The 16,023-nt window shown below is 59.5% G+C and carries 13 protein-coding genes; 8 read left to right on the top strand and 5 right to left on the bottom strand.

The window, feature by feature from the left end:
• Nucleotides 1-26: 26 nt before the first annotated feature.
• Together QEH54_RS00750 and QEH54_RS00745 are read right to left on the bottom strand one after the other, a co-directional pair.
• Complete coding sequence (locus QEH54_RS00750; protein ID WP_309016695.1) at nt 27-2,546, bottom strand: TonB-dependent receptor; 2,520 nt, start codon at nt 2,544-2,546, stop codon at nt 27-29.
• Between the two features lie 296 nt (nt 2,547-2,842).
• Nucleotides 2,843-3,880 (bottom strand): helix-turn-helix transcriptional regulator, encoded by a 1,038-nt coding sequence (locus tag QEH54_RS00745; protein WP_309016694.1) that lies wholly within the window; start codon nt 3,878-3,880, stop codon nt 2,843-2,845.
• Between the two features lie 166 nt (nt 3,881-4,046).
• Between QEH54_RS00745 and gtfA the strand changes: the two genes are divergently transcribed.
• Together gtfA and QEH54_RS00735 are read left to right on the top strand one after the other, a co-directional pair.
• Complete coding sequence (gene gtfA, locus QEH54_RS00740) at nt 4,047-5,510, top strand: sucrose phosphorylase (RefSeq protein ID WP_309016693.1); 1,464 nt, start codon at nt 4,047-4,049, stop codon at nt 5,508-5,510.
• 189 nt (nt 5,511-5,699) lie between these two features.
• Nucleotides 5,700-8,273 (top strand): hypothetical protein, encoded by a 2,574-nt coding sequence (locus QEH54_RS00735; protein WP_309016692.1) that lies wholly within the window; start codon nt 5,700-5,702, stop codon nt 8,271-8,273.
• A 78-nt stretch (nt 8,274-8,351) separates the two neighbouring features.
• Here QEH54_RS00735 and QEH54_RS00730 read toward each other — a convergent pair whose 3' ends face one another.
• Nucleotides 8,352-8,633 carry a hypothetical protein gene (locus QEH54_RS00730; RefSeq protein ID WP_309016691.1) on the bottom strand — a complete coding sequence of 94 codons (282 nt, stop codon included), beginning with the start codon at nt 8,631-8,633 and terminating at the stop codon, nt 8,352-8,354.
• A 154-nt stretch (nt 8,634-8,787) separates the two neighbouring features.
• Between QEH54_RS00730 and QEH54_RS00725 the strand changes: the two genes are divergently transcribed.
• Nucleotides 8,788-10,521 carry an NAD-binding protein gene (locus tag QEH54_RS00725; protein ID WP_309016690.1) on the top strand — a complete coding sequence of 578 codons (1,734 nt, stop codon included), beginning with the start codon at nt 8,788-8,790 and terminating at the stop codon, nt 10,519-10,521.
• A 37-nt stretch (nt 10,522-10,558) separates the two neighbouring features.
• On the opposite strand, the gene QEH54_RS00720 is transcribed toward QEH54_RS00725, so the two are convergent.
• Complete coding sequence (locus tag QEH54_RS00720; protein WP_309016689.1) at nt 10,559-10,786, bottom strand: hypothetical protein; 228 nt, start codon at nt 10,784-10,786, stop codon at nt 10,559-10,561.
• Between the two features lie 155 nt (nt 10,787-10,941).
• On the opposite strand from QEH54_RS00720, the gene QEH54_RS00715 reads away from it, so the two are divergent.
• On the top strand, nt 10,942-11,832 hold the full coding sequence (locus QEH54_RS00715; RefSeq protein WP_309016688.1) for an NAD(P)-dependent oxidoreductase: 891 nt from the start codon (nt 10,942-10,944) through the stop codon (nt 11,830-11,832).
• 57 nt (nt 11,833-11,889) lie between these two features.
• Entirely contained in the window at nt 11,890-12,615 is a 726-nt protein-coding gene (locus QEH54_RS00710; RefSeq protein ID WP_309016687.1) for an alpha/beta fold hydrolase, read from the top strand.
• 24 nt (nt 12,616-12,639) lie between these two features.
• Here the strand turns inward: QEH54_RS00710 and QEH54_RS00705 are convergent, their stop codons facing one another.
• Nucleotides 12,640-12,867, bottom strand: coding sequence for a hypothetical protein (locus QEH54_RS00705; RefSeq protein ID WP_309016686.1), 228 nt, complete (start codon nt 12,865-12,867; stop codon nt 12,640-12,642).
• A gap of 278 nt (nt 12,868-13,145) precedes the next feature.
• Between QEH54_RS00705 and QEH54_RS00700 the strand changes: the two genes are divergently transcribed.
• From QEH54_RS00700 to QEH54_RS00690, 3 genes are all read left to right on the top strand, one after another.
• Nucleotides 13,146-14,312: an adenylate kinase gene (locus QEH54_RS00700; RefSeq protein ID WP_309016685.1), complete on the top strand. Its 1,167-nt coding sequence runs from the start codon at nt 13,146-13,148 to the stop codon at nt 14,310-14,312.
• A gap of 242 nt (nt 14,313-14,554) precedes the next feature.
• Nucleotides 14,555-15,100, top strand: a complete 546-nt coding sequence (locus tag QEH54_RS00695; protein WP_309016684.1) for a TetR/AcrR family transcriptional regulator — start codon at nt 14,555-14,557, stop codon at nt 15,098-15,100.
• 40 nt (nt 15,101-15,140) lie between these two features.
• Nucleotides 15,141-15,824: an NAD(P)H-dependent oxidoreductase gene (locus QEH54_RS00690; RefSeq protein ID WP_309016683.1), complete on the top strand. Its 684-nt coding sequence runs from the start codon at nt 15,141-15,143 to the stop codon at nt 15,822-15,824.
• Nucleotides 15,825-16,023 lie beyond the last annotated feature (199 nt).

Below are 16,023 nucleotides of genomic sequence, written 5' to 3'. Positions count from 1 at the left end.
TATCCTAAGCCTAAATCCTCAAACTGCTAGAAATCGTAGCGGAAAGTGAGGGCGGACGAGCTACCAGCGATACCGCGAGCGCGGATGATTCCGTTGGCAGGAATCGAGCCCTCCTCCGATTCGCTCAAACCGAACTCGTCGAAGACGTTGTTCACCGTCAGCAATACGCTGAACGCGTCGCTGAAGCGATAGCTGCCATAGAGGTTAACATACTCGTAGCCGGGCATCACCAACACGTTGTCGTCTTGGGCATAGGAGTCGGTCGTGCCAATCACGCTACCTCCCACCGACCACTTATCGGTCGTATAGCTGGGGCTGATCTGGTACATGAGGTCCGCCTGGCGACGTGGGGTATTGCCCACCACCGAAGCGTTCAACGCGTCCGAAGTGATCTCCGCGTCAGTCCAGGTCATTCCGACCTTCAAGTCGAAGTTGCCTCTGCGATAGCTGCTCTCGAGCTCCAAACCGGTCGCCTCGTACACACGATCCAAAAACACCTGGGTCGTCGCTTCGTAGTTCTGTTCCTCCGTCTCCGCGAAGAAAGCGGTGGCGAATACGCCAAGAACGCCGCCCGCGAAGTCGTCGTTGGCATACTTGATACCGGCCTCAAACTGCTCCACGATATCGACCGCAGCGTCGTCGTCGCGAAGCGATCCGTCCGCTAGAATGTTTGGTCCGAATATCAAGCGGTCCGCATTGGCTCGACCGCCGCGACTGACGCGAGCAAACACCGCATAGTCTTCAGTGAAAGCGTAGTTGCCTCCTAACGACAATGAGTAGTAGTCCCAATCGTAATCCACCGGACTGCGATTCGCCGTATCCACGACTTCAATACTCTGCTCGGGGATCGAAATCAATCCATCACCGTTGAGGTCGACATTCGTTTCATAGCGAGTGCCTGCATAGGAACCAGTCGCATCTCCGAAATCGTAACGGGCGCTCACATCCATGTTGAACTTTCCTTTCTCCATCGCCAAGGCGACGTACGGCGCGTTGATGCTGTACTCGGTGTCGTAGTTGCGATGCAGGCCGCCCCAAAAAGGAGTTCCATAGGCGATCAAACCTCGATCGGAATACGACACTCCGTCAGCATCGAACACGTCGACCAGTTGGGCATCGCGTCCCTTGACCTCGAGCAGGTAGGAATTCCACAACCAGTCCATGTTGATGTTCTGCGTCGAGTGATAGTAGCCAAGGGTCAGGTCGTAGGTACCTGAATCGCCACCGCCGAAGTGACGAGTCACTTTGAGGTCATTGACGAGGTTGTTGAAGTCGTTAAGCTCCGTATCGAACATATGGACACGCATCAGAAGTCCATTGTCATTCAGCGACGCTGGATTCACCACAGCGCCTTCATTCGCTCCCGTGGCGTAGCGAAGCGTCGCGCCTGCGCCCGCTATGGAGTCGGCGATTTCCTGAGCAGGAGCGACCTGGGCCGGGAACGGAGCTACAAAGCGGCCGCTATTATCGGAATAACGGAATCGATCTACCAGTTTCCAATCACTGCTGAGGTCGAACGAAAACTCCGCTCCCAACGCGGTCGAGAGCGAGCGCAAGCCTTCCTGAGGATCGCTCACTCGTCGATTGCCCTGGCCGTCAGTCCCAACGTTTTCGATGAAGGCTGGCGTGTGCGGCGTGTCGGTCAGCGGATCGAAGCTTGGCAAGGCGCCCATGTGGGGATTCGCGTTCGTCCCAGTCGCCAAGACCGGCATCGGCATGTAGGTGATGGCTCGGTCGTCCAAGCGCTTGAAGAAGAACCGAGCGTATCCGTTTTCCGTAAACTTGGTGAAGTTGGCCTTTATCTGACCTCCTTCATTTCCATCGTATCCAGCCTCTCTGACACCTTCGCCAACTCTGTAGTATCCACCGACATGATACTGCATATCATTGCCCAGCGGCTTGCCGTAGTTGAAGTCCAATCGCAGCGAATCGTAGTCGAGTCCCGTGGTCAGTCCCACGCTTCCGCCTTCGACCGCGCCCGTGCGGCTGATAAAGTTGACGATACCACCCGGAGAGTTGCTGGCAAAGGTCGAGGCGGATCCGCCACGGATGGCCTCCACTCGCTCGGTGGTGTAGTCGGGGCGGAGAAAACCGTCTGCCGTACCGAAAGCGATATCGCCAAACTCGAGAATCGGCAGCCCGTCTTCCTGCAACTGCAGAAACTTCGCTCCGCCCGCCGCTACCGGCAGTCCACGCACCGCGATGTTCGCGTTGCCGTCACCGGAAGTCGCTTCGGAACGAATGCCTGGGATGCTACGGAAAATTTCGGCCGTGGAACGGGGCGCCGAAGGAGCCAGGTCCCCTGCATCCACCGTGCTGATCGCCACGCTGGATTTTACCTTAGTCGTTTCCGCCGCCACGCCAGTGACGACCACGCCTTCGAGCAGAAAGATCTCCTCGTCGTCAAACTCGTCCATTTCATTGTCGGCCGAAACGGCACTCGTCACGAGAACGCCGCACGCAAGCAACGAGCTGATTGCTGGGCAGACACGCTTGCTCGTAGCGACACGTTTCTGCCGAATTGAGGTAGTTAGATTAAGCTTCATTGAACTATTCGGGGTTGAGTTCGTTTTGGGTATATCGCTTACAAAACGCCCTCAGGGGTTTGGAGCGATGGGCGCTGGAACACGCCCTCAAGTACACCAAACAACCTCCTCCAACCGCTCGGATTCCGCAACGGGACAAGTCTGGACAAAACTACGAAGAACGGGAGAAAAATGCCAAATCCCCACAGACTCGCTACTTACCACTCGGCTTCGCCATTCTTAAACGACCACGCAGCTCCCTCGCACTGCCGCCATGGGAACGAGAGCCCTACCCTCGCGATCAGTTCTGAAAAAGCCTAATCTTCAGCCTGACCATTAGCCTCAGGTACCTTCTTCAGGTTGCCGCGAATGGGACGATTCTCATCGTCGTATCCATAGTGGTATTCTTCGTGGTCACCTCGCACCAGTTTTGGCTGCGACTCCGGCTTGCCGCTTTCGTTCACTAGCTTCTGCCGGTAGTCCTTGGGCGTCATCTCATAGCGCTGACGAAAGACGCGGCTAAAATAGTTCGGATCCCGAAAGCCGCAGGCCAGAGCGATTTCCTTCACGCTTAGCGCCGTATCCCGCAGGGCGTAGAGCGCATTGTCCAAACGGATACGCGTGATGTAGTTGGTCACCTTCTCGCCCAGCTCGTCATGGAAAAGCTTAGACAAATAGTTGGAGCTGCAGTCCAAGGAATCGGAGAGCCATTGCACCGAAAGCTCCGGATCTTGCAGGTGATTGCGAATCAGCCATTGGCAACGATACACCCGCTGAGACTCCACGCTGGCCGCCCCGTCCTCCGTCGCGATCATATTTAGCAGCAGCGAAAACACGCCCATCATCACCCCTTGCAAACCGAGCTTGGAGTCGGGAAGCGTGCTGTGACTCAGGTCCACGCTCAGATTCAGCATCGCCACCAGGTCCGAAAAATAAGGCGTCTGATAGAAAAAAATATCAGTCGCCCGCGGCTTCATATGCTCGTCCGCTTTGGCAAGATGCAGCGTCACCGTCTTGCTATAGAAGCAAACCACCACGTTCTCGAAGGGCGTATCCAAATTTTCCACCGTCTCGTGATGCGGCACTCCCATCGGCATGATGCAGATCTCCGGAGCTCGCACCAAGAGCTCCTCTTCCGGACAACGAAACAGCGTCGCCCCTCCCGTCTGCACGAACATCTCCGGCTTGAAATGATACGCCATGTCCTTTTGCCGATGATACAAACGCCTCGGCTGCGGCACCCGTATCGGGGCGAGTCCGCGCTTGAGCGCTTCCTGGCGTCCGCGAAAGGTATCGCGAAAGATTTCGATCAGCTTAGCGCTTTGAGAAGAAGGCCGTTCGGGGTGGTGGAGCACGAGGGAAATGGGTCTATGCTAGGAATCTTGGTTTTATCTAGATGAACAACCTTTTCCGATCAAGCCCCCTCCCTAGTCTTAAAACCGTACTCGAACGCCCCGCTCGCCAAACGGACGTCACCCCCAACAAGCGGGCCAGCTCCACCTTTCACCCCTAGACACCGCAATGAAAAACGGCATACAGCTCATCACCTACGCCAACTCCCTCGGCGGAAACCTTTCCCAGCTCGACCGCTTCCTCAAAACCCACGGCAAGGACACCCTCTCGGGAGCTCACATCCTCCCCTTCTTTCCCTCCAGCGCCGACCGCGGCTTCGCGCCGCTCACCTACGAGGAAGTCGATCCTGTCTTCGGCACCTGGAACGACATCGAGTCCATTTCCAGCCGGGTCGATCTCGCGGTCGACTTCATGGCCAACCACCTCAGCCAACAGTCTCGCGAATTCCAGGATTTCCTGCAGCGCAAGGACCAGTCCCCCTGGAAGGACTTCTTCCTGCGCTACAAAAATCTCTGGCCAGACGGAGAAGCCCCCGCCGCGGACCTCGCCAAGATCTACACCCGCAAGCCGCGTCCGCCCTACTTCGAAGCCACCTTCGCCGACGGCAGCACCGAGAAGATCTGGTGCACCTTCGACTACGAGCAAATCGACCTCGACCTCCGCCAGGACGTCACCAAGGAGTTCTTTCGCCAGACCATCGGCGGGCTCGTCAATCGCGGGGCCAAAATCATCCGCCTCGACGCCTTCGCCTACACCACCAAGCGCCCTGGCACCAACTGCTTCTTCCTCGAACCCGACGTCTGGGAAGTGCTCGAATTCTGCGACCAAATCGCCGCCGAGGGCGGAGCCATTCTCCTCCCGGAAATCCACGAGCACTACAGCATCCAGCTCAAACTGGCCGAAAAAGGCTATTGGGTCTACGACTTCGCTCTGCCCATGCTCGTGCTGCATACCCTCTACAGCGGCTCCGCCAAGCGCCTGAAAGACTGGTTCGAGATCTGCCCGCGCAAGCAGTTTACCACTCTCGACACCCACGACGGCATCGGCGTGGTCGACGTCGCCGACCTGCTCACCCCAGAGGAAATCGAGGCCACCAAGGACGCCCTCTTCAAGCAAGGCGCCAACGTCAAAGCCATCTACAACTCCGCCTCCTTCGGCAACCTGGACATCTACCAGCTCAACTGCACCTACTACTCCGCCCTGGGAAATGACGACGCCCGCTACCTCATCGCCCGCCTCCTGCAATTCTTCGCTCCAGGCATCCCTCAAATCTACTACGTCGGCATGCTCGCCGGAAAAAACGACATCAAACTCGTCGAATCCACCCGCAACGGCCGCGACATAAACCGCCACGACTACAGCAACGAGGAAATCGAAGCCGAAATCCAACGCCCCGTCGTGCAGCAGCTTTTTCAGCTCATGAAGCTGCGCAACAACCACCCCGCCTTCGACGCCGAACTGCGCATCCTTCCCAGCGAAGACCATCAGCTCCACCTCCGCTACGAGAGCGGCCCCCACTTCTGCGAAACCCGGATCGACCTGCAAAGCATGCAAGCCACCGTCACCGCCTCCGCCACCGAAACCCTCGAAGTCCCGCAGGAGCTCGGCATCGGCCACGCCCTCGCAGAATAGGGCCACCTGGTCCGAACGATCATCCAAAGACCCACGCACCCGGCGCAGGCGGACCTCGGAAACGTCGCCCCCACCTCCTCATTTACCAAGCTCGAATCGCCATGCCTGGTCGCGTCGCTCCGCGCGCCAGCCATCATTCGGCATTCTTTTTACTCGCTTCTTGAACCCACGTAGATTTAACCCTATATCATGCAACGCCCCCAGCATGATATGCTCCGTCTCTTTTTCCGCCTTCTGGCGATTCTCGCCTTGTCAGCCCCCTCCTTCGCCTCCGAGGCGAACCACACCCAATGGGCTTCCGTGCGCATCGGCGGTGGCGGCTTCGTTTCCGCCATCATCGCCAACCCGTCCGAACCGGGCCTGATCTACGCCCGCACCGACGTAGGCGGAGCCTACCGCTGGGACGACTCGTCCGCCACCTGGATCGCTCTCAACGACTGGACCAGCCGCGAAGACGTGGGCTACCTTGGCGTGGAATCGCTGGCCACCGACCCCAATTTCCCCAACCGCCTCTACCTCTTCGTCGGCACCTCCTATTTCTCCGACGGTCGCAGCGCCATCCTGCGCTCGGACGACTATGGCGAAACCTTCGAGATCATCGAGGTCACCGATCAGTTCAAAGCCCACGGAAACGGCATCGGGCGGCAAAACGGCGAAAAGCTGCAGGTCGATCCCTTCAACTCCGACATCCTCTACTGCGGCACCCGCTACGACGGACTTTTTAAGAGCCTGGACCGAGGCTCCTCCTGGAGCCGACTCGAGACTCTACCGGTGACCGCCACCGAGGGCCGAAACGGCGTGGCCTTCGTCATCATCGACCCGTCCAGCGAACACGCGGGCGCCGCCCAAACCCTCTACGCCGGCATCTCCCGAACCTCCGAAAACCTCTACCGCTCCACCGACGCCGGTCAAACCTGGAGCCTAGCGCCCGGCGCCCCTGCCCAGATGCCGCAACGCGGAGCATTAGCCTCGGATGGCTCGCTCTACCTCACCTTCGGAAACGGAGCCGGTCCCCATGGGGACTGGGTCAACAGCGCGTTCACCTTCGACACCGGCGGCGTCTGGAAGCTCGACACAAGGGACGATAGCTGGACGAACATCACCCCGAGCGGCTTCACTCGGGCCTTCGGCGGGGTGAGCGTCGACCCGGCCGATCCGCAGCGCCTGATCGTTTCCACCATCAATACCTGGATGGAGCAGGACACCAGCGCGCAGCCCGCTTCCCACGGCGACCGCTTTCTTCTTTCCACCGACGGGGGAAGCAGCTGGACCGATCTGGTCGCTCGCGGCTTCGAGCTGGACCCGAACGGCGTCACCTGGATCCCCGGCCAGTCCATCCATTGGGCCGGCTCCATCGAATTCGACCCTTTCGACACCGACACGGTCTGGGTCACCTCCGGAAACGGAGTCTATCGCTGCGCCGACATCGACGCCACCCCGACCGTCTGGCAGTTCACCGTTCGCGGCCTGGAGGAAACGGTGCCGGAAAACCTCGTTTCCATCCCGGACGGCCCCACCATCTCCGTCATCAAGGACTACGACGGCTTCCTGCACAGCGATCCCCATGTCTACGCCCCCGTCCACAAACCGGGCATCGGCTCCACCACCGGCCTGACCTTCGCCTCCCAAAACAGCGCCCTCGTCTACCGAGTCGGCAGCTCCCTGTACCGCTCTGAAGACCAAGGCAAAACCTGGACCAAAGCTCCACAGATCGAAGGTCCAAACGGACACATCGCCCTCAATGCCGATGGCTCCGTCCTGCTGCACGCCCCGGAAGGCTCCAGCGTCACCTACCGCAGCGAGGACCAAGGCGCCACCTGGGCGCCCGTCTCCGGCCTCTCCGTCAGCGACGCTCGCCCCATCGCCGATCCCGAAAACAGCGACATCTTCTACGTCCTCTCCGACACCACCCTTTTCCGTTCCGACGACGCTGGAAAAACCTTTGCCGCCGCAGCCAACGACCTTCCCAGCGGCGCCTTCGATCGTCTGGCCACCGTTTTCGACCACCTAGGGCACCTCTGGCTCGCCCACCCGACTCGGGGACTCTACCGGTCGACCGACGCCGGCGCCACCTTCTCCCAACTCGATTCCGTCGACGCCGCTCGGGCTGTAGGCACCGGCAAGGCCGCTCCCGAGGCCAGCTACCCGACGCTCTTCGTCTGGGGCTCCATCGACGGCGTGGAAGGCGTCTTTCGTTCCACCGACCAAGGCGCCAGCTGGCTGCGCATCAACGACGACCAACACCAGTTCGGCGGGCCCGGAAACGCCCATTTCGTCATCGGCGACCAAAACCGCTTCGGCCGCGTCTACATGAGCACCGCCGGACGCGGCATCGCCTTCGGAGAGCCCGCAGGCGACAGCATTTCCTACCAGACCTGGAGCCAATCCGTGTTTTCCGCCTCCCAGCAAACCAAAGCTTCGATCTCCGGCGAACAGGCCGACCCCGACCGCGACGGCCTCAGCAACCTCGTCGAATGGATCCTGCAAACCGACCCTCTCACCGCCACAGACCTGGCAGGGCGCACCTTCGTCCTCGACATGGCCCCACCGCAGATCGCCATCCAGCAACTGGCGGAACTCAGCTCCGCGACCCTCACCCTGCGCGTTTCCCACGACCTCGTGCTCTGGTCGCCCATCACCGATCTCTTTCAGGAGGAAACCATCGCCCGCCAGGCCGATTCGCTCACTCGCCATCGCCGCTTCGTCCCCACCAGCGACACCTTCCCCAGCCCCCTTTTCCTAAAAGCCAGCGCCACCCGCTAGCCAGTCCGCGCCCCCCAGCGGCCGCAGCCGCCAACCCGTAGCCCCCTTCCTGAGAAAGTCGGCCCCTCCGACTCCAAACTAGATATTCCACCGGGTCTTGGCCTTCTTCGTCGGCTTGTGGATCTTGAACAGCTTCGCATCGTGCGTGCGATTGGCCTTTTCCGCCGTCTCCTCGTCGAGCTCCCTCAGCAGCTCCATGATCTCCACCAGCGGATGCGAACCTGGGATGTCCCGGGCGTTGCTGTGGGCGTAGTGGCCCTCGCAGTAGATATGGATCGCCTTGCCGATCGACTTTGCCGCCTCGCGCACCTGATCATTGATAAACCCGTCGTCGTTCGGTTCGTATCTGCCCTTTTCCATTGAACGAATAGACAATGCTGCTCCCCTTGCCTGTAAACGCCAAACTCCCATCCCCTATCCATCATCCTTTCTCCCAGAAAACACGCTATACAAGATCCCAAAAATCTGTGTTATCTGTGGTTAGAAAACCGTCCAACGTTCCGCAAAAGATCTCTTGAAATTCCTCACCTCCAGCGCCCTGTCCTTCCTGCGCGGCGAATCCGAATCCCGCCGCCGCAACCTGCGCCTGCTACTGCGCTTCATCGTTATCCTGGTGATTGTAGTCGCCATCTTCAGCGTGCTCTTCCACGTCATCATGGCCTGGGAGGGACAACAGCATTCCTGGCTCACCGGCGTCTACTGGTCCCTCACCGTCATGTCGACTCTGGGCTTCGGCGACATCACCTTCCACTCCGACCTGGGCCGCATCTTCAGCATCATCGTGCTGCTCACCGGAGTGGTCTTCCTGCTGGTCCTGCTGCCCTTCACCCTGATCGAATTCTTCTACGCCCCTTGGGTCGAAAGCCGGGCCAAACGCGCCATCCGCGAGCGCGTTTCTCCCGACGTCGAAGGCCACGTCATCCTGCTCAACTACGATCCCGTCTCCGCCGCCCTGATCGAAAAGCTGGAACGCCACGGAAACGACTACGCCTTGCTCGCCTCCGAGCAGGAGGAGTGCATCCGCCTCACCGACCTGGGCGTCAATGCCTACTGGGGCGACCCGCGGCAGCCCGACACCTACGAGCGCCTGCGTCTCCAACATGCGGGCATGGTGGCCCTGACGGGAAACGACTTCGAAAACTCCCGCCTCGCCTTCACCATCCGCTCCTTTCGCGAAGACATCCCGATCATCGCTTCCGCGGAGTCAAAATCCTCCCGCGACGTGATCCGCCTCTCCGGAGCCAACAAGACCTTCCAATTGCCCTCTCTCGTCGGCGAAGCCCTCGCCCGCCGCTCCCACGGCGGCAAGTCCATCACCCACAAGGTCGCCCAGTTCGAAGACCTCTTCATCGCCGAAGCGGTCGCCAACACCCCGGAGCTCGAGGGCAAGACCCTCGCCGAAGCCAACCTGCGAGCCAGCGCCGGGGTCAACGTCATCGGCCTGTGGGAACGCGGCGAATTCCTCATCGCCCGCCCCCAATCCACCATCAACCGCAACACCGTGCTGCTGCTCGCGGGATCCGAAACCCAGCTGGAGACCTTCGACCGGCTCTACCGCAAGTCCGACGAAACCCAAAGCTTGATCATCGTCATCGGAGCCGGCCGCGTGGGCGCCGCGGTCTGCCGCACCCTGGAGAGCGAAAACGCCAACTACCGCGTGGTCGATCGGTCCCCCCACTTGCTCAAGCCTTTCGGCGACAAGGGCGTGCGCGGGGACGCCTCCTCCTTCGAAGTGCTGCAGGAAGCGGGCATCATCGACGCACGCACCGTGGTGATCACCTCCCACGACGACGACCTGGAGGTCTACCTCACCATCTTCTGCCGCAAGCTCCGTCCCGACATCCAGATCATCTGTCGAGCCACCCAACCGGAAACCATCAGCGAACTCCACCGCGCGGGAGCCGACATCGTGCTCTCCTACGCTTCCATGGGCGCCAACATTCTTTCAAACTACTTCAAGCACAGCGACGTGCTCATGGTCGCCGAAGGGCTCAATATCTTCAAGGTCCAAGCCCCGCCCGATCTCCAAGGCAAAACCCTGCTCGAAGAGAACCTAGTGCTCAACACCGGCTGCAACGTCATCGCCATGATCGCCGATCAAGGCATGCAAGCGCCCCCGAACCCTCACACGCCTATCACCGAGGGCACCGAGCTGATCCTCATCAGCGACGCCGACTCCGAAGCCCGCTTCTTCAGCCGGTACAACCCGAAGAAGAAAAGCTCCCCGACCAATCGAGCCGAGACCTGAACTCGAAAAACGCTGGCGCAGCGCCAGGCGCGGCCGCCTAACTCTCCAGCTTCGAAAGAGCCGCTTCGATTTCGTCCAGACGGCTGCGCTCGCCCCCTCCGAAACCTTCCGCGGCCGATTCCTGCAAGTGGATCGCCTCGGCCTCCCACTCCTTCAAGACCTCGCGCTTCTGCTCCGCGCTCAGTTCCTCGTCGCTCAATACGTCCTCAGGGCGGCCGTAAACCTGCCCCGGGTTTCCCACAGCTTTCTCGTATTTCGTCTGCATAGGCTACACCCTAACGCGACTTGCCCCAACTCGCAACCGGCAGACGCAATCGCGACCCCCACCATCGCGTCTCCCCTTAACAATTAGCTCTTTCCGTGACTCGATCCGAAATCTGTGTTTCAACGGGAATTCCGCCAATCCATCACTCCGCACGCATGAAAGACACACCCATCTCCTTCATCGGCCTCGGCCGCATGGGCGCCAACATGGCCCGTCACCTCAAAGACCTTGGCTACTCTATCGCTAGCGTCTACGATATCAACAAGACCGCCACCGAGCTGGTGGCTCCAGAAGTCGACGCCGTCGCCGCCAGCTCCGCCGCCGAAGCCATCCAGTCCGCCAAAATCATCTTCACCGTCATCCCCGACGACGAAGCCATGGCCGAGCTCTTTTCAAAGGAAAACCTCAGCGAGGTCGCCGGCAAAACCTTCATCAACTGCGCCACCCTTTCGCCCGAAGCCCACCAAGCTGCGGCCGCCGCCGCCAAAGAGGCCCGAGCCGAAGCTCTCGAAGCCGCCATGGCCTCCTCCATCCCTCAAGCCCGCAACGGCACGCTCTACCTGATGATCGGAGGCGACGAAGACGTTTTTCAGAAAAACAAGCCGCTTCTCGAAGACTTGTCACAAGATCTTCAATACATCGGTCCCATCGGCAGCGCCGCCAAGGTCAAGGCTCTGGTCAATATGGTCATGAACATCAACACCGCCGGACTCGCCGAAGGCCTGGGGCTGGGAGCCGCTCTCGGCCTGGACCTGCAAGTCCTCAAGAAAGTCTTCTCCCAGACCGGGGCCAATTCTCGCGTGCTGGAGACCGACGGCGACGACATGATCGCCCGCGACCACGACTGCTACTTCTCCGCCGCCCACGCCGCTAAGGACTCGAGCATCGCCAACGCCCTCGCCAAAGCCAGCGGCGTCACCGTGCCGCTCTCCGAAGCCACCGAGGCTCAATACCGCAAGCTCATCGACGCCGACAAAGGCGAGCTCGACAAATCCGCCGTCTCCGAGCTCACCTTTCCCGGCCGCGATCACGACCCGTTGATGTAGTTTTTAAGCAACTACACACTTCGCAGTTCTTCGTTCTCAACTGTTTCTTTCAGAAAAATGGATACATCGACGCTCAAAAACCGCTACGGCCAGCGCATCGACGCCACCTTCCACCCTGCGCCCAATACACGCTACCTCGCCCTTATCGGACATGGAGTTACCGGCAACAAGGACCGCCCGCTGATCAAAGGACTGGCCGACCAGCTGGCGATGCGAGGCATCCCCGCCCTGCGTTTCTCCTTCACCGGAAACGGAAAGTCGCAAGGGCGCTTCGAAGACTGCACCATCACCAGCGAAACCCAGGACCTCACCGACCTGCTGGACGAATTCTCCAGCCCGCAACGCCACATCATCTACGTCGGCCATAGCATGGGCGGAGCCGTCGGCGCCCTCGTCGCCGCCGAAGAGCCCTACCGTATCCAAACCTTGGTGTCGCTCGCCGGCATGGTCCACACCGCCGAGTTCTTCAAACGCGAGTTCGGAAACGCCACGCCCGGACAAGGCTTCATGTGGGACGAGCCCACCTGCCCGCTCTCGCAAAAGGCTTGGGACGACGCCCTCGCTATCGGAGACACGCTAAAGGCCGCCGAAACGCTCACGCAACCTTGGCTGCTCTTCCATGGCGCCGACGACGACGTTGTGCCCCTTTCCGACAGCCACGCAGCCCTTTCCGCGGCAACCACCGCCAAGATCAAGCTGGTGGAACGCCCCGGCGAGTCGCATATGTTCAGCGAGCTCGCCTACCGCGAAATCGCCGCCGACATCGCGGACTGGGTTTCCTGAAAAAACCTTCCGGTCTGCAACGCTCTAAAGAGCGTCCAAAGCCCGTCGGATCGCGCTCAAGCCCTGATCGTTCGAGGCGCTGCGCAGCGAGATCCTCTTCGGTTCCTCGCAACGGTGGATGGCCTCCGATTCCCAGCTTTCCAGCACCTCGCGCTTCTCCGCCCGGCTGAGGGACAGATCACTCAAAACGTCATCCGGCGAGCCATAGACTTGAGCCGGATGAACCACCGCCTCCAAATACTTCGCATTCATGCTGGCAACCTAAAAGCAAAGCGCTCCCCTCGCAAACCGAAGATTTCGAATAAAACGTCAAACCGGCCCACAACGCTTGCAGCAGTCCGTTGATCCCGATTTCGCCAAGTCAAAACTCCACCCGCCGACTGTGCGACTCCTCACGCGTGGTTGTGATGATAAAGCCACAGCACGTTCGGCGTTAGGGACTTATCTATCGAAAGCGACGCCGGCACGCTTGCGCTTCTCCCCCTCGGGCTTTAGATAAAGATTTCTATCTCTTCCAAGCAAAAGCAGCCATGTTGAATATCGCGTTATTCGGACCTCCAGGAGCAGGCAAAGGAACACAGTCGGAGCGACTGATTCAGGACTACAAACTGCACTACATTTCCACCGGCGAAATCTTGCGCCGCGAAATGGCGGACAAAACACCCTTGGGAGAGGAAGCCCGCAGCATCATCGCAGAGGGCGGGCTCGTTTCGGACGAAATCATCGTTCAAATCATAGAGAAATTCATCACCGACAACCGTCAGGCGAAGGGCTTTCTATTCGATGGCTTTCCCCGCACCTACATTCAGGCCTACATCCTCGAAGGCCTGATGATCAAACTGCACAGCTCTCTGACCTGTCTGATCAATCTGCAGGTACCGGAAGAGGTATCCGTCGAAAGACTCCTCAAGCGCGGCCAGAGCTCGGGCCGCAGCGATGACAATGAAGTCGTGATCCGAAACCGCCTGCGCGAATACAATGAAAAGACCCTGCCGGTGCTCCAGTTCTACAAGGAGAGGGGGCTGTGCCACGACGTGGACGCGACGGCTCCTATCGACAAGGTCTACGCGTCCATCAAGGACGTAGTGGAGCAGGAACTACGCAAGACTCTACTCAACGTGGTCATCTTCGGCTATCCGGGCTCGGGCCGCGGTTCACAAGGAAAAGCCCTCGCCGCGAAGTACGGCCTGGAGTTCGTGGCCACCGGCCCCATGCTGGAGGAAGAGATCGCCGCCAACACGGAACTGGGAAAAAAGATCAAGGCCCTCTACGAAAGCGGCCAGTTGGTCCCGGACGAAATCGTGGTGCCGCTGATCGAGCGTCGCATCGAAAACGCCGGCGACGTCAAAGGCTTCATCTTCAAAGGATTTCCCAGAACCTTGGTGCAGTCCTACATTCTCGATGGTCTGCTGCAAAAGCACGGCTCCTCCATATCCAAGGTCATCGAAATAGAAGTGCCCACCTTGGAGCTGATCCGACGCTTGGACGCCCGCAGCAAAACCGAGCGCTGCATGCCCTACGACAGCAGCACGCAAAAGATCGTCAAACGCCTGGAAGAGCACGAAATGAAAACCGTTCCCGTGATCCGCAAGTACAACCAGCTGCACGGCGTGACGCGCATAGACGGCAAAGCCAGCTTCGACGAAGTCTCAGCCCGCATCTCCGCAGCCATGGAAGAAAGCCCCGGAATCTCCTAAAGAAGGGAGCCAATCGACAGGTAGGGCGTGACCGCCGGGCACGCCGCTCCCTCAACCCAGTTTCAAACGCCAATTTACAAACGAAACGATCGCGGAAGCCGATTCCCAAAAAATCTGCTGCCCTCGGAGACATCAGTCTCGCCGCTCCCTCCGAGAGCTTCCCCCCGTCGCCCCGCCATCGCGAAACCGCCACGCAGTCGTTTGCCCAACGCACACGTTTACCTACCTACTGATAAGTAAACATGAAAACGAAGGAACGCATACTCGACATCGCCTTGAGGCACACCCAGAAGGCCGGATTCCGAGGTTTTTCCTTCCGAGACCTGGCGGCCGAAATCGGAGTCAAGTCGGCCGCGATCCACTACCACTTTCCGACCAAGGCGGATCTCGGCAGAGAACTCGCCGCGCGCTACTACGAGAGCGACATGGCCTACCTCCGGGCTGCAGATGATTTGCCGCCCGAAAAGCGACTCGACCATTTCCTAGAGCTGTTCTCAAAGACGCTGGACGATGGCCTGTTCTGCCTGTTCGCCAGCGCCGCATCCGATCGCGATGTGGTGCCCGCAGAGATGAACGAGTACGCGACGAGGTTTTTCGGCGAAGCCTCGAAGTGGCTGGAGAAAGCCTTCCAAGAGGCCGATCCGGAGGGCAAAAACTGGACCCCAGGCCTCGGGGACCGATGCGTCGCCCTCGTCTACGGCGCCTTCCTGATGGCTCACAACAATGCCGATCCAGAGCTCTTTCGAAAGCTCACGCAGTCCTACCGGACATCGAACCTACCCGTCTGATTTTTTTTATCAACCAAAACCTACCTACTGATAAGTAAGCATGAACCACACACCAACCGTACTCATCATCAATGGAAGCCCTCGCGGGGAACGCTCGCTCTCGCGAAGAATGGCGAGCAGCTTCGAGGAGAGCTGGCTAAGCCGGATTCCAGGCTCCAAAATCATTACCCGTAACGTGGGCGTCGAGCCCCCGCCATTCGTTTCCGAGAAATGGATAGCGGCCGTCTTCACGCCACCTGAGGAAAGAAACGCAACGCAGCGAGAGCTGCTCGCATATTCGGACCAAGCGATCAGCGAGCTAAAAGCGGCGGACGTCCTGGTGCTCGCCACTCCCATGCACAACTACGGAGTGCCGGCAGCCGTAAAAGCCTGGGTCGATCAAGTCGTGCGGGTCGGAGAAACGTTTTCATTCGACCTTGGACGAGGCGACTTCCCCTTAGAACCCATTCTCTCAGGCAAGCGCATGGTGACTTTGACCACTAGCGGAGAATTCGGCTTCACCGGCGACGGCATACGAGCCGACTGGAATCACCTTCACCCTCATATCGAAGTATTCTCGCGATACTTCGGAGTGTCCCATTCCTGGCAGGAAGGCATCGAATACCAAGAGTTCGGCGACCAGAGGTTTGAAGACTCGAAAGCCAAGTCCTTCGCCGCGATTCCCGTAATCGTAGACGAGGTCATATCGTCGTACCAGCAAGAGGACAAGGTCCTGAGCGCCTGACCCCGAAGCTACGTTACACGGCGAACTCATGCGCCGCTCGGATGCTAACAAAGCGAATCGGAACAGACTTCGTTCGAATTTCCACCAAGAGTGGGCCTGTTGCCCAGTCGATTCGTTCCGAGGCGTAAGCCAAGATCCCGTCGCGAATGCGACTACACTGCTGACCCGACCACTGCTCGGAGTTGACAAACGGCCGAGA

Source organism: Pelagicoccus sp. SDUM812003, assembly GCF_031127815.1.
Classification (GTDB): Bacteria; Verrucomicrobiota; Verrucomicrobiia; order Opitutales; family Opitutaceae; genus Pelagicoccus.
Note: the sequence above shows the minus strand (reverse complement) of the source record. Positions and strands in the feature narration are given on the sequence as shown.